This is a genomic window from Isoptericola sp. S6320L (genome assembly GCF_023015685.1).
GTDB lineage: Bacteria > Actinomycetota > Actinomycetes > Actinomycetales > Cellulomonadaceae > Isoptericola > Isoptericola halotolerans_A.
On the sequence record NZ_JALKAT010000001.1, the window covers coordinates 136,729 to 155,845 of the forward strand.

Genomic DNA, 19,117 nt, shown 5'->3' on the forward strand with positions numbered 1-19,117 from the left:
GTCCCGTCACCGCTTGCGCCGCGGCTGTGCCGCGTTGCCCTGGTGGTGGCCGGGGATGAGCTGCGACCGACCGGCGGCCGCGGCCGCGAGCTCGGCCTCCTGGCCGCCGCCGGCGGCCAGCGCCCGGCGCTCCGCGAGCACGCGTTCGGTGTGCTCGCGGTACTTGGGCTCACGCTCGCGCAGCGCCACGTCGAGCGGCGTCGCCAGGAAGATCGACGACGCGGCGCCCACGGCGATGCCGACGAACAGCGAGAGCGAGAGGTCGCGCAGCGTCCCGGCGCCCAGCCAGAGAGCACCCAGGAAGAGGATGCCGGCGACGGGGAGCAGAGCGACCACCGAGGTGTTGATCGACCGGACGAGCGTCTGGTTCACCGCCAGGTTGGCACGCTCGGCGTAGGTGTTGCGCGACTGGTCGAGGACGCCGGTGGTGTTCTCGCGCACCTTGTCGAACACGACCATCTTGTCGTACAGCGAGAAGCCGAGGATGGTCAGGAAGCCGATGATCGTGGACGGCGTGACCTCCCAGCCGACCAGGGCGTAGACCCCGGCGGAGATCAGGAGGTCGGACAGCATCGCGAGGATGCCGGCGACGGACATCCGCCAGGCCCGGAAGTAGACCGCCATGAAGGCGGCCGCGAGCAGGACGAAGACGACGACGCCCCACAGCGCACGCTCGGAGACCGCCTCGCCCCACGTCGGGCCGACGAACGACTGGTCGACGTCGGCCGTGTCGACCTCGTAGGCCTGCGCGAGGGCCTCGGTGATGGCGGCCGCCTCGGCGTCCTCCACGATCTCGGTCTGGACACGTACCGCGCTGCCGCCCACGACGGCGACGCGCGGCTCGTCCTCGGGCAGGACCTCGTGCACCGCGTCGATGGCCAGGGACTGCTCGGTCGAGCTCACCTCGTTCACCGTGAACTCGGTGCCGCCGCGGAAGTCGATCCCGAGCACGAGCGGCTTGACGACGAGGATCACGATCGACGCGAGCCCGAGGACCGCGACGATCGAGAACCAGATCTTGCGCTGGGCGATGATCGGGTAGGAACGACGACCCGTGTACAGGTCGTTGCCCCACTGGGCGAAGGTCATGCTGCCGGCCATCAGCGGTTCTCCTCGTTCTCGCCGGAGCCGGCGTCGTCGGTGCGTGGCGAGCCTGGGGCGTCGTCCGGTGGCCCGTCATCGGGTCCGGCGGCGGCCCGGCGCTCGGCGGCGCGGCGCTCCGCGATCGTCAGACGACGCCCGGAGGCGTCGGTCGTGGGCGCGACGCCGGCGCGGGCGCCGGCCAGGGCCGGTTCGGGTGCCGGCTCGTCGGCTGCCGGAACACCGGCGGGCGCGGGCGTCGACACCTTCCCGGCACCGACGTATCGCGGACCGGTGGCCCGGAGCCGCTCCGGGGAGAGACCCGACCAGGCGTGGCCGTCCCGGAAGAACGGCACCTTGGTCAGCAGCTGCAGCATCGGGTGGGTGAACCAGAAGACCACGGCGATGTCGATGATCGTCGTCAGGCCCAGCGTGAAGGCGAAGCCCTGGACGCCGCCGACCGCCAGGAAGTAGAGCACGATCGCCGAGATCAGGGTGACCGACTTGGCCGCGAGGACGGTGCGCTTCGCGCGGCGCCAGCCGCGTTCGACGGCCATCGGCATCGATCGTCCGTCCCGCACCTCGTCACGGATGCGCTCGAAGTACACGATGAACGAGTCCGCCGTGAAGCCGATCGCGACGATGAGACCGGCGACACCCGCCAGCGACAGCCGGTAGCCCATCCCCCAGGACAGCAGCGCGATCGACAGGTACGTGATGACACCGGCCACGAGCAGCGAGCCCACGGTCACCAGGCCGAGCGTGCGGTACTGGAAGAGCGAGTACACGACGACCAGCGCCATGCCGACGAGACCGGCGAGCAGGCCGTTGCGCAGCTGCTCCGACCCCAGCGTGGCCGAGATGGTCTCCTGGCTCTGCACCTCGTAGTTGATGGGCAAGGAGCCGAAGCTCAGCTGGTTGGCCAGCGTGGCCGCCGAGTCCCGCGTGAAGTTGCCGGAGATCTGCGGACGACCGTCGGAGATGATGACCCCGGGGTCCAGCGACGGCGCGGAGATGACCAGGCCGTCCAGGACGATGCCGAACTGGTTGCGCGGCGGCTCGAGGCCCTGGAGGCGCTCCGTCGTCTCGCGGAACTGCTCGGTCCCCTCGGCGTCCATCTCGATGAAGACGCCCCACTCGTTGGTGACGGAGCCGTTCGGGCCGGGCACCAGTCCGGAGCTGGCCGTGGTGACGTGCGTCCCGTCGACCTCCATCGGCCCCAGGATGTACTTCAGCATGCTGCCGTCGTTGGCGCACGTGACCAGCACGAGGTCGGGGTCGTCACCGCCCCCGCCCACGAGGTTGTTCGGGTCGGTGCAGTCCAGGGCGTCGAACTTCTCCTGCACCGCAGGGGTGATCTGCGCGAGGTCCGAGGGGTCCGTCGGCTCGACCTCGGCCGCCTCCTCGGCGATCCGGGCGTCGACGTCGCCGGAGTCCCCGGTGGCCTCCTCCTCGGTGCCTTCCTCAGAGCCCTCCTCCGCGGACTCGTCCGCGGGGGCCTCTTCAGCCGGCAGACCCATCTCGTAGGTCAGCACCGGACGGAACCGCATCTGCGCGGGTTGCGACACCAGGTCGATCGTGGCCTGGTCCACCTCGCCGGGGATCCCGACGACGATGTTCTCGCCACCCTGGTTCGCGATCTCGGCCTCGGCGACGCCCGAGGAGTCGATCCGCTGGCGGATGACGTTGATCGACTCGTTGATCGACTCGTCCGTGATCTCCGAGCCGTCGGTCGAGACCGGCGTCAGGATGATCTGGGTGCCGCCCTGCAGGTCGAGGGCAAGGCCCGGGGCCAGGCTGGCGCCCCCGGGGTTCTCGTCGGTCTTGGGCTCGAGGTAGACCCCGGCGAGCAACGCCGCGAACGGCACCACCATGGACAGGATCGCGAAGACCACGAGCGTGCGTACGGGACGCGATCGCTGCGTGCTGGAGTTGGCCACTTGGTTCTCTTCCCGTGTGCGCGCGGCCGCCGTGGCCGACGCGTGATGGCGCCGACCGGGCGAGCCCGGCCGGCGCAGAGGTCACTTGTCCTCGGTCTCGCCGTTCTCCCGGCGCTTGTTCTCCAGGTGCTCCCGCTGCGCGGTGTCCAACCCGGAGAGGTCGTCGGGAACCTCGACGTGACCGTCTGCGGAGGCGATGCTACCCGCATCGTCCGAGGTGCCCGTGGTGTCGGTCTCCTCGGCGTCCTCCGCCTCGACGGCGGTGTCCGTGCGCTTGGCGACGGCGGCACGGAGCCACCGCGTCCGGGTGCCCGGCGTGGTCTCGATCGTGACGGTGTCGGACTCGTCGTCGATCTCGACGACGGTGCCCACCATCCCGGAACCCGTCATGACCTCCTGACCGGGTGCGAGCGCAGCACGGAACTCTGCCTGCTGCTTCTGCTGCTTGCGCGTGCGGGAGCTCATGAAGAACATGAGCGCCGCCAGCACGACGAAGAGGATGATGATCGAGAAGTCCACGTGGAGTCAGTCCTTCGGCGGTGGTCGGGTGTTCTGCTCAGTCTAGGGCCGCGGGTCGCGGCCCTCGGCCTCGTCGAACAACGTGCGCGCCGCCTGGGAGGTTCCCGGCTCCACCGCCGCAGCCCCTGCCGCCCACGTCCCGGGTGGCGCCTCGAGGCCCAGGTGGTCCCACGCCTCGGCCGTCGCGACCCGTCCGCGAGGCGTGCGGGCGACCAGCCCCTCGCGCACCAGGTACGGCTCGGCGACGGTCTCCACCGTCTCCGGCTCCTCACCGACCATCATGGCCAGCGTCGTCAGGCCGACGGGTCCACCGCCGAACCGCCGGCACAGCGCGTCGAGGACGGCGCGGTCCAGCCGGTCCAGACCGATGGGGTCGACCTCGTAGACCTGGAGCGCGGAGCGGGCCGCGTGCAGGTCGAGCACGCCGTCGCCGCGCACCTGCGCCCAGTCGCGCACACGCCGGAGCAGCCGGTTGGCGATGCGGGGCGTGCCCCGGGACCGCCCGGCGATCTCGTGCGCCGCCTCGTGGCGGACCTCGACCCCGAGCAGTCCCGCCGACCGCAGGATCACGCGCTCCAGGTCGGCCGCGGCGTAGAAGTCGAGATGACCCGTGAAGCCGAACCTGTCGCGCAGGGGCGCGGGCAGCAGCCCGGACCGCGTGGTGGCACCGACCACGGTGAACGGGGGCAGGGCCAGCGGGATGGCGCTCGCGCCCGCTCCCTTGCCGACGACGACGTCGACGCGGAAGTCCTCCATCGCGACGTACAGCAGCTCCTCGGCGGGCCGGGCGAGGCGGTGGATCTCGTCGATGAAGAGCACCTCGCCCTCCTCCAGGGAGGACAGCACCGCCGCGAGGTCACCGGCGTGCTGGATCGCCGGTCCGCTGGTGACCCGCAGCGAGGTGCCGAGCTCGGCGGCGATGATCATCGCCAGCGTCGTCTTCCCGAGCCCGGGCGGGCCGGAGAGCAGCACGTGGTCTGGCGCCGCGTCCCGGGCGATCGAGGCGTGCAGCACGAGGGAGAGCTGGTCGCGGACCACCTGCTGACCGACGAACTCCTCGAGCTTCTTGGGCCGCAGAGCCGCCTCGGCCGCACGCTCGACCTCGTCGGCGCCGGAGCCCACCAGGCGCCCGCCGAGCTCCGCCGGGTCGATGGCGCCCTCAGCCACGTGGCCCCAGACGTCGCAGCGCCGCGCGCAGGGTGGCCGGCACCTCGGTCTCGGTGACCGTCTCGGTCCCCGCCTCCGCCAGCACCTTGGCCACCGCGTCCTCCGCGACCTTGACCGACCACCCGAGGCCGGCCAGGGCGTCGACGACCTGACCGCGGCCGTCCGCGACCGCTGCCGCCGACGGACCCGCGACGCCGTCGGCCCCCGGCGCACCGAGCTTGCCGGTGAGCTCCAGGACGATGCGCTGGGCGCTCTTGGCGCCGATCCCCGGCACCCGGCGCAGTGCCGCGGTGTCCTCGCCGGCGATGGCGCGGCGCAGGGCGTCGGGCGTCAGCACGGCCAGCATGGCGAGGGCGATGCGCGGGCCGACCCCCGAGACGGACTGGGCGGTCTCGAAGACCTCGCGCTCGTCGGCCTCGGCGAACCCGTAGACGGTCATCGAGTCCTCGCGGACCACGAGCGTGGTGTGCAGCTGTGCGGGCTCCCCGAGCCGGAGCCCGGCGAGGGTCGCCGGGGTGGCGTGGACGAGGTAGCCCACTCCGTTCACGTCGAGCACCGCACGGTCGAGCGTCACCTGCGTCACCGTGCCGGCCAGGGATGCGATCACCGGGCCCCCTCCTTTCCTCGAACACCCGTACGGTACCGCGCCGGCTTCTGCGCGCTGCGTTCCGCGGCCGCCCAGGCGCGTTGCGCCGGCGTGACCTCGTGGCGGTCGCCGCCCTGGAGGGCACCGGCCGGACGCCAGAGATGGGTGATCGCCAGCGCGAGCGCGTCCGCCGCGTCGGCCGGCTGGGGCAGGCTCTGCAGCCGCAGGATATTCGCGACCATGCGCTGGACCTGCTCCTTGCCCGCCCGGCCCGACCCGGTGACCGCGGCCTTGACCTCGCTCGGGGTGTGCAGCGCGACGGGGACGCCACGCCGCGCGGCCGCCACCATCGCCAGGCCGGCGACCTGCGCGGTACCCATCACCGTGCCGCGGTTGTTCTGCGCGAAGACGCGCTCCACCGCCACCACGTCGGGCACGTGGTCGTCCAGCCAGGTGTCCAGGCCGCGCGCGATCTCGAGAAGCCGCAGGTCCGTGCTCGTCTCCGGGGCGGTGCGGAGCACGCCCACGCCGACGAGGTCGGCCCGGCGGCCGGGGCGGGAGTCCACCACCCCGACGCCGCAACGGGTCAGACCCGGATCCACTCCCAGCACTCGCACGGCGTCACTGTCTCACGCAGCACCGACAACCCCCGGGAGCGAAACGTCCCGACGGCCTCAGTCGTCCGCGTCGAGGGCCGCCATGACCTCGTCGGAGGCGTCGAAGTTCGCGTAGACGTTCTGGACGTCGTCGCTGTCCTCGAGGGCGTCGATCAGGCGCATGATCTTGCGGGCGCCCTCCACGTCGACCTCGACCTGCATCGAGGGGTGCCAGACGGTGTCGGCGGAGTCGTACTCCATGCCCGCCTCGACGATCGCCGTCCGCACGTCGACGAGGTCGGTGGCCTCGCTCAGCACCTCGATGTGCTCCCCGAGGTCGGTCACCTCCTCGGCACCCGCGTCCAGCGCGGCGAGCATCACGTCGTCCTCGGTGACGCCGTCGGCCTTGGGGACGACGACGAGGCCCTTGCGGGAGAACAGGTACGACACCGACCCGGGGTCGGCGAGGTTGCCGCCGTTGCGGGAGAACGCGGTCCGGACCTCGGCCGCCGCCCGGTTCTTGTTGTCGGTGAGGCACTCGACGAGCACGGCGATGCCGTTGTTGCCGTAGCCCTCGTACATGATCGTCTGGTAGTCGACGGCGTCGGCGCCCTCGCCCGAGCCGCGCTTGAGCGCGCGGTCGATGTTGTCGTTCGGGACCGAAGACTTCTTCGCCTTCTGGACGGCGTCGAACAGCGTCGGGTTGCCCGCCATGTCGCCGCCGCCGGTGCGGGCCGCGACCTCGATGTTCTTGATCAGCTTCGCGAAGAGCTTGCCCCGCTTGGCGTCGATCGCCGCCTTCTTGTGCTTGGTCGTGGCCCACTTCGAGTGACCTGACATGCCTCTACCTGACTCCCTGCGTCTCCGATGGCTCTTTCACTAGCGTCGAACGGTGGCGGGGAACCTGCTCCGCTCGCCCGCGACCATGCTGACGAACAGCCCGTGCACGCGCGTGTCCCCCGTGATCTCCGGGTGGAACGCGGTGGCGAGCAGCGGCCCCTGCCGTGCCGCAACGATCCTACCGGCGGCCGCGACGGCACGGCCCTGAGTATCCACGGCCGGGATACGCGACAGCACCTCGACGTCGCGCCCGGCCTCCTCGATCCAGGGAGCGCGGATGAACGCGGTGCGCACCGCCCCGTCGGAGACGCCCACGACGTCGAGGTCGGTCTCGAACGAGTCGACCTGCCGGCCGAACGCGTTGCGCCGCACGACGACGTCCATCCCGCCGATGGTCTGCTGGTCGGCCGTGCCGTCGAGGATCCGGTCCGCGAGCAGGATCATCCCGGCGCACGAGCCGTACACCGGAAGCCCTTCCTTGATCCGTGCCTGCAGCGGGTCCCGCAGCTCGAAGATGCGCAGCAGCTTGTCGATGGTCGTCGACTCCCCGCCGGGGAGCACGAGCCCGTCGACGAGGGCCAGCTCGTCCGGTCGCCGCACGGTCACGGCGCGGGCGCCGACGGAGGCCAGGGCTGTCAGGTGCGCACCGACGTCGCCCTGGAGGGCCAGGACGCCGATGGTCGGAGTATTCACAGCCATCCATCCTACGACCGGCCGCGGGATCGGACGCCGCGCGGTCGGCCACCATGGGTTCACGCCGGTGGCTGACCTCGCGCGGGTGCTGTGCGCCATCTCACCGCCCCCGGGCTTGAGTCCGCCGCGACGACAGGGTTTGGACTGCTCAGGCAAGCACCCAGCACCCGATCGCGGCAGAAGAGGACGAAGACAGCGTGCGTACCAACCATGAAGACCAGAAGGTCGTGGGCCACGGGCCTCACCAGGCGTCAGTTCCACCCGGGGTCGAGTACCACCGGGTGCTGGCAGGAGAGCGCCGTCGCATCGGCCGCGGCATCCTTGCCATCGCACTTCTCGTCGGCGGCATGTTCGCCTTCATCTCCGCCCTCTACTACCTCGGCAGCTGGGTCGACGGGCTCCTCTCGTCGGGCGGGCCGGCCGACGACGGTCGGGTCCTCACCCCGGTGGCGCACACCGCCAGCCTGATCGCTACCGCACTGCTCGTGCCGTGGAGCATGGTCCTCCAACGCTGGCTCTACGGAGTGCGTGGCGCATCGCTGAACTCGGTGGCTTCTCGCTTCCGCTTCGGCCTCTTCGGGAAAGCGCTGCTGGCCATCGGCCCCGCACTGCTGATCGCCTTGGCGATCGCGGAGCACATGACGCCCTACCGGACCACCGAGTGGCTGCAGAGCGACGCGATCTGGCTGCTCGTCGTGAGCCTCGTGCTGGTGCCGCTGCAGGCCGCCGGCGAGGAGTACGGCCTGCGCGGCCTGGTCTTCCGCGTCGCGGCGAGCTGGGGGCGCGGTCGGACGACGTCGCTGATCCTGGGAATCGGCGTGTCGTCCCTGATCTTCTCCGTGATCCACACCACGGGGAATCCGATGTGGAACGCGTTCTACGTCATCTTCTCCGTGACCACGGCGTTCATCACCTGGCGCACCGGTGGGCTCGAGATCGCGATCGTGCTGCACGCCGTCGTGAACACGCTGACGTTCGTCTTCTGGATCGCACTGAACGCCGACCTCGCGGAGCGGCTCGACCGTTCCGCGCCTGTGAGCCCCGGCCTGGTGATCCTGAACAGCCTCGTGTTCGTCGGCGCGGCGGTGGTGGTATGGCTGCGTACCCGGCGCTCGGGGCCGATCACGACGCCGTCGGGCCCGCTCGGATCGTCCGGCCACGGACGGTGGGGGTAGCGGCACGGACAGGCCGTACGGACAGCGTCGTCCTGGGCCGCCGAGAAGGCCTCGAGCGCCAGCGTCAACCGCAGAGGGAGACGACCGCGACCGTGTAGCTGCGCGTGTTCGAGGGCACTGAGCTCCACGTCACCTGGCCGAAGTTGCGCTGTGTGACGACCCACGCGGTACCCCCGGAAAGTGCCGAGGTGAACCGGCGGGTGGTCACCGTCAGCGTCTCGGACTGCGATCCGTTGGTGCCGTAGCGCAGCACGTACGAGGTCGCGCCCGGCACGGACGTCCAGTTGAAGCGCACCGAGAGCACACCCAGAGCGCCGCAGCTCAGCGAGGTGGCCGGGACCGTCCCCGCTCCCACCGCGCCGCTGACCACGGTGCCCTCGTCCGTCCACGAGGTCCCCGGCAAGGACGCCGCCAGGGTGGTCGTCACACCGCCGGACTGCCCCTGCGTGCCCGTCGGCGCGGTCGCCGACAGCCCGACGGCCAGGCAGAGCGTCGCGGTCCCGCCGGCGGCGATCGTCGTCGTCGACCCGTTGCCACCCGTGCAGCCCGCGCCGCTGTCGGTGCCGCCGAACGTCGCGGTGGTGGTGAACACCGCACCCAGCGTGCCGGTGCGCGACATCGCGGCGGTCACCGTCGTCGTGCGGCTGCCGGCGTTGCGGACGGTGACGACCTCGGAGTCGCCGCCGCCGGGGAACGCGCCGGTCAGGCTGAGCGCGGGCAGCGTGACCGTCCCGCCCGGGCCGGGGAGTCCGCCGCCGAGCCCGACGACCTGGACGTCCACGGAGGCGGCGGACAGCGCGGGGGGCGACTCCGCCGCGGCCGTCGCCTGCCACCAGGCCCAGGCCGCTCCGCCGCCCGTCAGCGCGAGGGCGACGGCGACCAGTCCCGCCAGCAGGACCGCGTGGGCCGGCTGCGTCCGCTCAGCCATCGTCGGCCCCCCGGTGACGCCCGGCGGCGCGCGCCGCAAACCCTGCGGCCACGGCGGCCAGCGCGAGCACGAGCACGGGGCCGGCGTCCGCGCCGGTGCGGGGCAGCAGATCCAGCGGTGTCCCGGGCCGGCTCTCGTGCGCCACGGCGTCCCCCGCGAGGACGACGTCGACGTCGAGCCGGACGCTCGCCCCCTGCGTGTCGTTGCCTGCGCCGGGCTCGAGGGCGATCTCCAGCTCGACCGGCAGCTCGTCGTCCTGGCCGACGACGACCGGTGCGGACCCGTCGGCGTTCCACGTGTTCAGGCCGGCGCGCACCCGGACGTCGAACGACTCGGCGAGCGCGGGATGCCCTCGGACGGACGTGGTCACGGTGCCGCGGGCCGGACCGGCGCCGTCGTGGCGCACCAGCAACGAGGCGCGCCGGACGTCACCCGGCACCCAGAGGCGGTCGGGATCGAGCAGCGGCGTCCTCAGCTCCTGCGCCCAGGACTCTCCGTCGACGCTGAGCCACACCCCCGCGGTGTCGTCGGGCGCGCCGACGGACGGCCCGGCCGCGGCGCCGGCGCCCAGCAGGGCAGCAGCGAGGCCCGCCCCGGCCACCAGCGTCGTCGTGCGACCTCGCGTCATGCCGGTGCCTCCGTCCTGCGTGCCCGCACCTCGCGGACGACGAGCACAGCGGCATAGGCCAGGAGGCCGACCGCCACGACCGTCCCCACCGCCTGCCGCTGCTGGCCGGAGGCCAGGCTCGACACGTGGCCGATCCACGGGACGGTGTACCAGACCGTGCCGCGGACCTGGACCTCGCGCACGGGGCGCGGGTCGGCCACGGCGTTCGCGTCCCCGCGCGTGACGAAGGTCCGGTCGCCGCCGGCCGTGGTGCCCAGCCCGACGACCCGGTGCGTCACCACCGCGGGCTCTCCCGAGCGCAGCTGGTACGTCATGACGTCGCCGGTGGACACCGTCGCGGGGTCGACCGGCCGCACGACCACGAGCGTGCCGACACCGAGGGCGGGTTCCATCGACGAGGTCATCACCGTGTACGGCGTGGCGCCGGCGAGACGGGGCACGAGGACACCGAGGACCAGCGCGGCGCCCGCCACCACCACGACGGCGGCGGCGAGGCCGCGTCCGGCGAGACGGAGAGCGGCGCGCACTGCCGGTCAGGGAACGTCGTGCGCCTGGGTGACCTGGACGGTGATGTCCTCGAGGGCGGCCACCAGGCCCTGGGTGTCGTTGCCGGCGGTGGTGTCGAACACCGCGTCCACCGAGACGACCAGCTCGTCCGTCGCGGCGACCGGCACCGGTTCGACCAGCGGCAGCGTGAGCGCGGTGCCGCCCAGCGTCGCCTCGGCGAGCGACACGTCGAGCGCGGCGGTCAGGGCGTTCGCCTCGGCCCACGCCGGGTCGCTCACCGTGATCTCGCCGAGGGCCAGGTGGTCGCCCGTGCCCCCGACCGCCAGGGTGCACGTGGTGCTGAGCGTGTCGCCCGGCACGATGCCCTCGGTGACGGGCGTGCCGTCGTCGAGCAGCCACTCGCCGCACGTGCCGTCCGACATCGTGAGCGTCCCGGCGGTCATGTCCGTCCCGGTCGCGGTGCCGTCAGCCGTCCAGTACGCGAGCGTCTGCGCCCCGCCGAGCAGGAGCAGGGCCCCGCCGCCCGTGGCCAACGCTGCCTTCGTCAAACGCTTCATCCTCGGTGCCCCCCGGTCCGTGGGTGTACCGACGACGTCGTCGGTACGTTCAGCCTCTGTCGGTTGCCACGGTAGACGATGTCCGCGGACCACGCAGGGTCAGCCGACCTCGTCGTCGTGCTCGGTGCCCAGGTGCCGGACGACGCCGTCCCACCCGGCCCCGAGCGCCTCCACCACGTCGGGCAGGGCGGTGGGAAAGACCTCGACGCGTTGCTCGCGCAGCTCGGCGACGCTCATCCAGCGCATCTCGTCGAGCACGTCACGCTCCTGCGCGGTCCAGCCGGCGTCGCTCGGCTCGTGGTCCGAGACGCGGGCCACGAAGAACACCTCGTCCTGGTGGCAGGTCTCGGCGAAGAAGTGGAAGATGCCCGCCCGCGTCATCACGGGGCCCTCCAAGTCGTCCTCGGTGAGCTCGAGGCCGGCCTCCTCGCGCGCCTCGCGCACCGCGGCGGCCGCCTCCGACTCGCCCGGCTCGATCCCCCCGCCGACGGTGAACCACCAGCTGCGGTCGGGCTGGTCGGCGTCGTGCCCCCGCACGAGCAGCGCGCGGCCCGCCTCGTCCAGGACGATGACGCGGGCCGCGCGACGGTGCCGCCGGCCGTCGTCCCCGAGGACCCAGTCGGGACCCAGCGAGGACGACGTCGACGGTTCCGCGGAGGTCACCAGCCGCGCTCGGCGAGCCTGACCGGCTCAGGCTCCTCCTCGACGTTGATGCCCACCATGGCCTCGCCGAGACCTCGGGAGACCTTGGCGATCACGTCGGGGTCGTCGTGGAACGTGGTGGCCTGCACGATCGCCTTGGCGCGTGCGGCCGGGTCGCCCGACTTGAAGATCCCGGAGCCGACGAAGACGCCCTCGGCACCGAGCTGCATCATCATCGCGGCGTCGGCCGGCGTGGCGATGCCGCCCGCGGTGAAGAGCACGACGGGGAGCTTGCCCGTGCGGGCCACCTCGGCCACGAGCTCGTACGGCGCCTGCAGCTCCTTGGCGGCGACGAACAGCTCGTCCTCCGGCAGCGATGCGAGGCGACGGACCTGCTGGCGGATCTGGCGCATGTGCGTGGTGGCGTTGGAGACGTCACCGGTCCCGGCCTCGCCCTTGGAACGGATCATCGCCGCACCCTCGGTGATGCGGCGCAGCGCCTCGCCCAGGTTGGTCGCCCCGCAGACGAAGGGCACGGTGAAGGCCCACTTGTCGATGTGGTGGGTGTAGTCGGCCGGGGTGAGCACCTCGGACTCGTCGACGTAGTCGACGCCGAGGGACTGCAGCACCTGCGCCTCGACGAAGTGGCCGATGCGGGCCTTCGCCATGACGGGGATCGACACCGCGTCCACGATGCCGGAGATCATGTCCGGGTCGCTCATCCGGGCGACGCCGCCCTGGGCGCGGATGTCGGCGGGCACCCGCTCGAGCGCCATGACCGCGACCGCTCCGGCGTCCTCGGCGACCTTGGCCTGCTCCGGGGTCACGACGTCCATGATGACGCCGCCCTGGAGCATCTCGGCCATGCCTCGCTTGACGCGGGCGGTGCCCACCTCGCCGACGCCCGTCGTGCCGGCCGGGGTTCCGGTGGTCTCGGTCAACGCAACCTCACAGAGTTCTTGCGAGCACGTCCCGGCGCCGTGCCGGGGCGTGCCGGCGTGGTCCACGCCGTACCGCCCATCCTACGGGCGCCTCAGGAGAGGTCGATGCCGTCCGGCATCTGGTCGTCGAGCTCCACGGTCTGGGGCCACGGCGCCCGCCCGGCCAGCCGCAGCCAGCGCACCCGGCGCGGCCTGCGCGCCCGCTGCGCCTGGGCGACGGCCTCGTTGTGGAAGCGTCGGGCGAGCTGCGCGCGGTACCACGCGGCTCCCAGGTCGCCGACCAGCTCCGCGCCGGGCGCGGAGGCCCGCAGGCCCACGACGGTCTCGGGGTCGTCGAGCACCGAGCGCAGCGTCACGGACAGCTCGGACTCGGCGCCCTCCCGGTCGGCCGGAAGCCCTGTCAGAGCGAACGCCTCGGACGACGACGGCTCGTCCGGGCGGGCAGGGGCCGTCCGCTCGGCCGTCTCGGTCACCGCGAAGGACGCGTCCGCGACCAGCACCGAGCTCGCGGGATCCAGCAGCCCGGACGCCGCGAGGTCCAGGGACGTGCGCACACGGCGGTCGAGCTGCGCCTGCAGCGCGAGCCGCGAGGCCACGACCTTGTGGTGCAGCCGGTCCAGGCGCGAGGCGGAGACCCAGACGAACCACAGCGCCAGGCCGAGGACGACGACGGCGAGCAGCGCCGCCTCGGACCAGCTCATCGTTCACCTGCCAGGCCCGCACGAGGCCGCCGGCCCAGCAACCAGGTCGAGCGCCCGGCCAGGAGGTCCTGGCGCACCGTCCCCTCGCCGAGAGCCTCGGTGGCGGCGACCGACATCTCGTAGACCGCCAGCACCTGGTCCGTCACCGTGGCCCAGTCGAACCGCCGGACGAACGCCGTGGCGCGATCCCGGCGCGCGCGCGTGTCCGCCGGGTCGGCGAGGGCGGCCACCACGGCCTCCGCGAGGGCCGCGGGGTCCCCGGTCCGGAACAGCCGGCCGGCGGTGCCGTCGTCGAGCACCCGCCGGAACGCCCCGAGGTCGCTGGCCACGACGCCGGTCCCGGCGCTCATCGCCTCGACGAGCACGATCCCGAAGCTCTCGCCGCCGGTCTGCGGGGCGACGTAGAGGTCCGCGGACCGCAGCAGCGCGGCCTTGTCCGCGTCGCTGACGCCACCGAGCCACTCGAAGGCCGCGCCGTGCTCACCGAGCACCGCCTCCGCCGCGGCGCGTCCGGCGTCGCCCTTGCCCGCGACGAGGAACCGTGTACCGGGCTGGGCGGCGAGGATCGCCGGTGCGGCCTCCGCGAGCACCTGGAGACCCTTGCGCGGCTCGTCGAGGCGGCCGAGGAACGCCACGGTGGGCGCCTCCGGCGTCCCGCGCCACCGTTCCGCGCCGGGCGCGCCCGCGAAGCGGTCGACGTACACGCCGTTGGGGATGACGACCGCGTCCCCGCCCAGGTGCTCCACCAGCGTGCGCCGCGCGTCCTCCGACACCGCGATGCGGGCGGAGATCTTCTCCAGCGACTGCCGCAGCAGCGGGTGGGCCACCTGCAGCGCCCGCGAGCGCACCTGCGACGTGTGGAAGGTCGCGACCACGGGACCTTCGGCGACCCACAGGGCCAGCATCGACAGCGACGGGGTCATCGGTTCGTGCAGGTGCAGCACGTCGAACCGGCCGGCGTCGATCCAGCGACGCACGCGCGCGGCGGCACGCGGGCCGAACGCGAGGCGGGCGACCGACCCGTTGTAGCGGACCGGGACGGCCCGCCCTGCCGGCGTGACGACGTCGGGCACCTCGGTGTCGTCGTCCGCCGGCGCCAGGACGGAGACCTCGTGCCCCGCGTCACGCAACGCCTCGGCGAGGTCGCGCACGTGGAACTGCACCCCGCCCGGGGCGTCGAAGGAGTAGGGGCACACGATGCCCACCCGCAGCGGTCGCATCATGCCTCCCCCGCGGCGGCCCGCGTGCGGGCGTACCGCTGCGGGTCGAGGTCGTCGACGAACACCTTCTGCAGCATGTGCCAGTCCGCCGTGTGCTCCGTGATGAACGCGCCGAGCACGTCGACCCAGCCCTGCGTGAGCTGCTGGACCTGCTCGCGCCGGTTCCCGCCGTCGGGCGGCTCGACGGGCGCGTGGAAGCGGATGACGATCCCCCACGGGGTCCCGGCACGACGACGGCGCTCGCCGTGCAGCCGTTCGTGGCGGATCCCGACGGGGACCAGCGGGACGCGGGCGGACACGGCGAGCGCGGCGGGGCCGGCGGCCACGCGGGCCCGGTGCCCGCACAGGTCGACCTCGAGCCCGTTGGCGGTCAGGTCGCGGTCGGCGAGCAGGGGCACGAGGCGGGGACCGTCCTGGGCGCCGCGCACGAGGTCGCGGAAGACGCCGTCGTCGCCGAGCGCCAGCACGTCGATGCCGATGGACCGGCGGAAGGCCACGAACTCCTCGAAGAGCGCCTCGGGGCGCAGCCGTTCGGCCACGGTGAGCACGGGTGCGACGTTCGCCGACGCCCACGCGCCGGCGAGGTCCCAGTTGCCCAGGTGCGCCAACGCCAGGGCGACCGCCCCGCCCTGGCCGGTCACCGGCTCCAGGTGCTCGTACCCCTCCACCCGGACCCGGGCGTCGAGCTGGGCGCGGGTGGCGCCCTGGAGGGTGAAGGCCTCGCGGAAGTAACGCAGGTACCGGCGCATGCCCTCGCGCGACAGCCGCCGCACGGCCCGGCGGTCCAGGTCGGGCCGGACGCGGGCGTAGTTCGCCTCCATCCGGCGCACCCCCTCGCCGTGGCGCAGCCACGTGACGTCGGCGGCCAGACCGAACACGGCCCGCAGCAGCGGCTCCGGCACCCGCGGGGCGTGGCGCCAGGCGAACGTGTAGGCGGCGGCGAGGTCGACCATCACGCCCCCTCGGTGGTGTGCAGCAGCTGGCTCCGAACCGTCAGGACCCGTTGGGCGACCGTCACGAGGCTGGCGAGCGCGAGGAGCCCGAGGACGACCACCAGGACGGCCACCGGCAGGCCCACCTGCACGAACGCGGTGGGCACCAGCGCCACGACGAGCCGGTCGGAGCGCTCGGCGATGCCCACGGCCGCCGTCGCGCCGACCGACTCGGCCCGGGCACGGGCGTAGGGCACGACGGATCCCAGGACCAGGCAGGCGAGGGCTGCCACCGTCCCCGCACCGGCCCAGGGCTCCTCGGGGTGCAGCGCGAACCACAGCGTGATGCCTGCGAACACCGCGCCGTCGGAGACGCGGTCGAGGGTCGAGTCGAGGAAGGCCCCCCAGGGGCCGCTGCGTCCGCTGGCGCGGGCCATGACGCCGTCGAGCGAGTCGGTCAGGACGAAGAGCCCGATCAGGAGCGCACCGAGGGTCAGGTGCCCCGTGGGCAGCAGCGTCAGCGCCAGGACCGTGACGATCACGGTGCCCGCGATCGTCACCGCGTCCGGTGAGACCCCGCGGCGGATCAGCAGGTTCGCCAGAGGGGTGAACAAGCGCTGCATCGTGGCCCGCAGGCGGCCGAACATGGAAGCTCCTCGTCTCGTCGTGCGTGCCGGCAGACCGGCGACGCCAGGCTAGCGCCCGGCGCTGTCAGCGGGCGGGCCACGCCGCGGCGAGCCGCGCACGGGTGTCCGCGAGCAGCTCGGGCAACGCCTTCGTCCGCCCGACGACGGGCAGGAAGTTCGCGTCGCCGAGCCAACGCGGGACCACGTGCTGGTGCAGGTGTGCGGCGATGCCGGCGCCCGCGACCTCGCCCTGGTTCATGCCCAGGTTGAACCCGGCCGGGGCGTACACCGCGCGCAGGACGCGCATCGCGGTCTGCGTCATCGCCGCGAGCTCGTGCGTCTCGGCCGCCGTCAGGTCGGTGTAGTCCGAGACGTGCCGGTAGGGCAGCACCATCAGGTGGCCACCGTTGTACGGGTACAGGTTGAGCAGCGCGAAGCAGTCCGCACCGCGGGCGACGACGAGACCCTGCTCGTCGTCGCCCGCGGGGATGCGGCAGAACGGACACGCGTCCGGGGTGCTGTCGGCGGGCTTGTCCTGCCCGCCGATGTAGACCATCCGGTGCGGCGTCCAGAGGCGCGCGATGTCGTCCTCCGGCGGGCCGAACCGGTCCGCCGGCTCGAGCCGAGGTCCGCCGCCGTCGCTCACGCTCACACCTGCTCGCGGTCGCGGACCGCCGCCACGATCCGCTCGACGGCGTCGGCCACGGGCACGCCGTTCTCCTGCGTGCCGTCGCGGAACCGGAACGAGACGGCGCCCGCCTCGGCGTCCTCGCCACCCGCGATGAGCACGAACGGCACCTTCTCCTTGGCCGCGTTGCGGATCTTCTTGCCGAACCGGTCGTCGGAGGTGTCCAGCTCGGCGCGCACGCCCTGCGCGCGGAGCTGCGCGACGACGTCTCCCAGGTAGTCGTCGAAGGCGTCGGCGACGGGCACGCCGAGCACCTGGACCGGAGCGAGCCATGCCGGGAACGCGCCCGCGTAGTGCTCGAGCAGCACCGCGAAGAACCGCTCGATGGACCCGAACAACGCCCGGTGGATCATGACCGGACGCTGGCGGGTGCCGTCCGCGGCCGTGTACTGCAGGTCGAACTTCTCCGGCAGGTTGAAGTCGAGCTGGATGGTCGACATCTGCCAGGTCCGACCGATCGCGTCCCGCGCCTGGACGGAGATCTTGGGGCCGTAGAACGCGGCACCGCCCGGGTCCGGCACGAGCTCGAGCCCCGAGGCCGTGGCGACCTCCTCGAGCGTCCGGGTGGCCTCGTCCCAGCTGTCGTCGTCGCCGACCGACTTCTCGGGGTCACGGGTCGACAGCTCGAGGTAGAAGTCGTCCAGGCCGTAGTCGCGCAGCAGGTCGAGCACGAACGTCAGCAGGGAGGTGAGCTCGTCACGCATCTGCTCGCGGGTGCAGTAGATGTGCGCGTCGTCCTGGGTGAAGCCGCGGGCCCGGGTGAGGCCGTGCACGACGCCGGACTTCTCGTACCGGTACACCGTCCCGAACTCGAACAGCCGCAGCGGCAGCTCGCGGTACGAGCGGCCCCGCGCGTCGAAGATCAGGTTGTGCATCGGGCAGTTCATGGGCTTGAGGTAGTAGTCCTGGCCCGGCTTGCGCACGGTGCCGTCGTCGTCGAGCTCCGCGTCGAGGTGCATCGGCGGGTACATGCCGTCGGCGTACCAGTCGAGGTGCCCGGAGGTCTCGAACAGCTTCGACTTGGTGATGTGCGGGCTGTTGACGAACGAGTACCCGGACTCGATGTGCCGCTTGCGCGAGTACTCTTCCATCTCCATGCGGACCATCGCGCCCTTGGGGTGGAACACCGCCAGCCCGGACCCGATCTCGTCGGGGAAGCTGAACAGGTCCAGCTCGCTGCCGAGGCGCCGGTGGTCGCGACGCTCGGCCTCGGCGAGCCGCTCGAGGTGCGCCTTGAGCTCGTCCTTGCTGGGCCACGCGGTGCCGTAGACGCGCTGCAGCTGCGGGTTCTTCTCGCTGCCGCGCCAGTAGGCCGCCGCGGAGCGCATGAGCTGCACGCCGTTGCCGATGAGCTTCGTGGACGGCAGGTGCGGGCCCCGGCACAGGTCCGACCAGACGACCGTCTCGCTCTCACGCCCGGCGCCACGGACGTTGTCGTAGATCGTCAGCTCGCCGGCGCCGACCTCCACCGAGACGCCTGCGTCGTCGCCGCCGGCGCTCGCCGCGCTGCCCTTGAGCCCGATGAGCTCGAGCTTGTACGGCTCGGCGGCGAGCTCCGCACGGGCCTCGTCCTCGGTGACGACCCGCCGCCGGAACGTCTGGCCCTCCTTGATGATGCGCGCCATCGCCTTGTCGAGCTTCTTCAGGTCGTCGGGCGTGAACGGCTCGACGACGTCGAAGTCGTAGTAGAAGCCGTCGGTGATCGGGGGGCCGATGCCCAGCTTCGCGTCGGGGTTCACCTGCTGCACGGCCTGGGCCAGCACGTGCGCGGCGCTGTGGCGCAGCACGGCGAGGCCGTCGGGCGAGTCGATCGTCACGGGTTCGGCCACGGCTCCCGGCGCCAGCTCGCGCGACAGGTCGAGCAGCTCACCGTCGACGCGCATCACGACGACGTCGCGGCGGTCGGCGAAGAGCTCGGTGCCCGTCGTCGGCTCCGTCACCGTCACCGCGGTGGTCCCCTCGGCGGGTGCGGGCGATGACAGCGGCGCGGCGGCGTCGGACACGACAGTGCTCCTCAGGTTCGTTCGTGGTTCAGCGGACGCTCAGCGCCGCCGAGGGCGCCGCCATGACGGCGACGCCCCCCGATCGTACCGACCCGGACGCTCGGCCCGTCCCTCGGCAGCAGCGGCGCGCGCTCGCGGCGGGGAGCCC

The 19,117-nt window shown here is 72.7% G+C and carries 21 protein-coding genes; 1 reads left to right on the forward strand and 20 read right to left on the reverse strand.

What is annotated here, in order from left to right:
• Nucleotides 1–6: 6 nt before the first annotated feature.
• The 8 genes from secF to pdxT form a co-directional block, all read right to left on the reverse strand.
• Nucleotides 7–1,101, reverse strand: coding sequence for a protein translocase subunit SecF (secF, locus tag MWU57_RS00700; RefSeq protein ID WP_106269164.1), 1,095 nt, complete (start codon nt 1,099–1,101; stop codon nt 7–9).
• Entirely contained in the window at nt 1,101–3,020 is a 1,920-nt protein-coding gene (gene secD / locus MWU57_RS00705; protein ID WP_246906704.1) for a protein translocase subunit SecD, read from the reverse strand. The genes secF and secD overlap by 1 nt, the downstream gene beginning before the upstream one ends.
• Nucleotides 3,021–3,101: 81 nt before the next feature.
• Nucleotides 3,102–3,539: a preprotein translocase subunit YajC gene (yajC, locus tag MWU57_RS00710; protein ID WP_243401077.1), complete on the reverse strand. Its 438-nt coding sequence runs from the start codon at nt 3,537–3,539 to the stop codon at nt 3,102–3,104.
• 42 nt (nt 3,540–3,581) lie between these two features.
• The gene (gene ruvB, locus MWU57_RS00715; protein ID WP_243401078.1) at nt 3,582–4,706 is read right to left on the reverse strand and encodes a Holliday junction branch migration DNA helicase RuvB; all 1,125 of its coding nucleotides are present in this window, start codon (nt 4,704–4,706) and stop codon (nt 3,582–3,584) included.
• Nucleotides 4,699–5,313 carry a Holliday junction branch migration protein RuvA gene (gene ruvA / locus MWU57_RS00720; RefSeq protein WP_246906706.1) on the reverse strand — a complete coding sequence of 205 codons (615 nt, stop codon included), beginning with the start codon at nt 5,311–5,313 and terminating at the stop codon, nt 4,699–4,701. The genes ruvB and ruvA overlap by 8 nt, the downstream gene beginning before the upstream one ends.
• The gene (ruvC, locus tag MWU57_RS00725) at nt 5,310–5,909 is read right to left on the reverse strand and encodes a crossover junction endodeoxyribonuclease RuvC (protein ID WP_106269160.1); all 600 of its coding nucleotides are present in this window, start codon (nt 5,907–5,909) and stop codon (nt 5,310–5,312) included. Before ruvC ends, ruvA begins: the two co-directional genes overlap by 4 nt.
• A 57-nt stretch (nt 5,910–5,966) precedes the next feature.
• A complete protein-coding gene (locus MWU57_RS00730) occupies nt 5,967–6,728 on the reverse strand; it encodes a YebC/PmpR family DNA-binding transcriptional regulator (protein WP_106269158.1) in 762 nt (253 codons plus the stop codon).
• Between the two features lie 39 nt (nt 6,729–6,767).
• Nucleotides 6,768–7,427, reverse strand: coding sequence for a pyridoxal 5'-phosphate synthase glutaminase subunit PdxT (gene pdxT, locus MWU57_RS00735; RefSeq protein WP_106269156.1), 660 nt, complete (start codon nt 7,425–7,427; stop codon nt 6,768–6,770).
• A 275-nt stretch (nt 7,428–7,702) separates the two neighbouring features.
• On the opposite strand from pdxT, the gene MWU57_RS00740 reads away from it, so the two are divergent.
• Nucleotides 7,703–8,596, forward strand: a complete 894-nt coding sequence (locus tag MWU57_RS00740; protein WP_246906708.1) for a CPBP family intramembrane glutamic endopeptidase — start codon at nt 7,703–7,705, stop codon at nt 8,594–8,596.
• A gap of 64 nt (nt 8,597–8,660) precedes the next feature.
• On the opposite strand, the gene MWU57_RS00745 is transcribed toward MWU57_RS00740, so the two are convergent.
• The 12 genes from MWU57_RS00745 to thrS all read right to left on the reverse strand — a co-directional run bounded on the left by MWU57_RS00745 (nt 8,661) and on the right by thrS (nt 18,948).
• A complete protein-coding gene (locus tag MWU57_RS00745; RefSeq protein ID WP_246906710.1) occupies nt 8,661–9,524 on the reverse strand; it encodes a hypothetical protein in 864 nt (287 codons plus the stop codon).
• Nucleotides 9,517–10,152, reverse strand: a complete 636-nt coding sequence (locus MWU57_RS00750; RefSeq protein WP_246906712.1) for a hypothetical protein — start codon at nt 10,150–10,152, stop codon at nt 9,517–9,519. The genes MWU57_RS00745 and MWU57_RS00750 overlap by 8 nt, the downstream gene beginning before the upstream one ends.
• Complete coding sequence (locus tag MWU57_RS00755; RefSeq protein WP_246906714.1) at nt 10,149–10,679, reverse strand: signal peptidase I; 531 nt, start codon at nt 10,677–10,679, stop codon at nt 10,149–10,151. Before MWU57_RS00755 ends, MWU57_RS00750 begins: the two co-directional genes overlap by 4 nt.
• 6 nt (nt 10,680–10,685) lie before the next feature.
• Entirely contained in the window at nt 10,686–11,216 is a 531-nt protein-coding gene (locus MWU57_RS00760) for an alternate-type signal peptide domain-containing protein (protein ID WP_106269146.1), read from the reverse strand.
• 99 nt (nt 11,217–11,315) lie between these two features.
• Nucleotides 11,316–11,879 (reverse strand): NUDIX hydrolase, encoded by a 564-nt coding sequence (locus tag MWU57_RS00765; RefSeq protein WP_106269145.1) that lies wholly within the window; start codon nt 11,877–11,879, stop codon nt 11,316–11,318.
• Complete coding sequence (gene pdxS, locus MWU57_RS00770; RefSeq protein ID WP_281495084.1) at nt 11,876–12,799, reverse strand: pyridoxal 5'-phosphate synthase lyase subunit PdxS; 924 nt, start codon at nt 12,797–12,799, stop codon at nt 11,876–11,878. The genes MWU57_RS00765 and pdxS overlap by 4 nt, the downstream gene beginning before the upstream one ends.
• A 92-nt stretch (nt 12,800–12,891) precedes the next feature.
• The gene (locus MWU57_RS00775; RefSeq protein WP_246906715.1) at nt 12,892–13,500 is read right to left on the reverse strand and encodes a hypothetical protein; all 609 of its coding nucleotides are present in this window, start codon (nt 13,498–13,500) and stop codon (nt 12,892–12,894) included.
• Nucleotides 13,497–14,711 carry a glycosyltransferase family 4 protein gene (locus tag MWU57_RS00780; RefSeq protein WP_165800037.1) on the reverse strand — a complete coding sequence of 405 codons (1,215 nt, stop codon included), beginning with the start codon at nt 14,709–14,711 and terminating at the stop codon, nt 13,497–13,499. Before MWU57_RS00780 ends, MWU57_RS00775 begins: the two co-directional genes overlap by 4 nt.
• A gap of 8 nt (nt 14,712–14,719) precedes the next feature.
• Entirely contained in the window at nt 14,720–15,676 is a 957-nt protein-coding gene (locus MWU57_RS00785) for a phosphatidylinositol mannoside acyltransferase (protein WP_374108507.1), read from the reverse strand.
• Nucleotides 15,673–16,299, reverse strand: a complete 627-nt coding sequence (gene pgsA, locus MWU57_RS00790; RefSeq protein ID WP_246906717.1) for a phosphatidylinositol phosphate synthase — start codon at nt 16,297–16,299, stop codon at nt 15,673–15,675. Before pgsA ends, MWU57_RS00785 begins: the two co-directional genes overlap by 4 nt.
• Nucleotides 16,300–16,363: 64 nt before the next feature.
• On the reverse strand, nt 16,364–16,930 hold the full coding sequence (locus MWU57_RS00795) for an HIT domain-containing protein (protein WP_246906719.1): 567 nt from the start codon (nt 16,928–16,930) through the stop codon (nt 16,364–16,366).
• Nucleotides 16,927–18,948: a threonine--tRNA ligase gene (thrS, locus tag MWU57_RS00800; protein WP_246906845.1), complete on the reverse strand. Its 2,022-nt coding sequence runs from the start codon at nt 18,946–18,948 to the stop codon at nt 16,927–16,929. Before thrS ends, MWU57_RS00795 begins: the two co-directional genes overlap by 4 nt.
• Nucleotides 18,949–19,117: the final 169 nt, after the last annotated feature.

Excerpts from the sequence above, each read along its gene's own strand:
- MWU57_RS00745 (WP_246906710.1), bottom strand. The coding sequence starts at position 9,524 with ATGGCTGAGCGGACGCAGCCGGCCCACGCGGTCCTGCTGGCGGGACTG.
- pgsA (WP_246906717.1), bottom strand. The coding sequence starts at position 16,299 with ATGTTCGGCCGCCTGCGGGCCACGATGCAGCGCTTGTTCACCCCTCTG.
- pdxT (WP_106269156.1), bottom strand. The coding sequence starts at position 7,427 with ATGGCTGTGAATACTCCGACCATCGGCGTCCTGGCCCTCCAGGGCGAC.
- MWU57_RS00775 (WP_246906715.1), bottom strand. The coding sequence starts at position 13,500 with ATGAGCTGGTCCGAGGCGGCGCTGCTCGCCGTCGTCGTCCTCGGCCTG.
- MWU57_RS00730 (WP_106269158.1), bottom strand. The coding sequence starts at position 6,728 with ATGTCAGGTCACTCGAAGTGGGCCACGACCAAGCACAAGAAGGCGGCG.
- MWU57_RS00750 (WP_246906712.1), bottom strand. The coding sequence starts at position 10,152 with ATGACGCGAGGTCGCACGACGACGCTGGTGGCCGGGGCGGGCCTCGCT.
- secF (WP_106269164.1), bottom strand. The coding sequence starts at position 1,101 with ATGGCCGGCAGCATGACCTTCGCCCAGTGGGGCAACGACCTGTACACG.
- MWU57_RS00760 (WP_106269146.1), bottom strand. The coding sequence starts at position 11,216 with ATGAAGCGTTTGACGAAGGCAGCGTTGGCCACGGGCGGCGGGGCCCTG.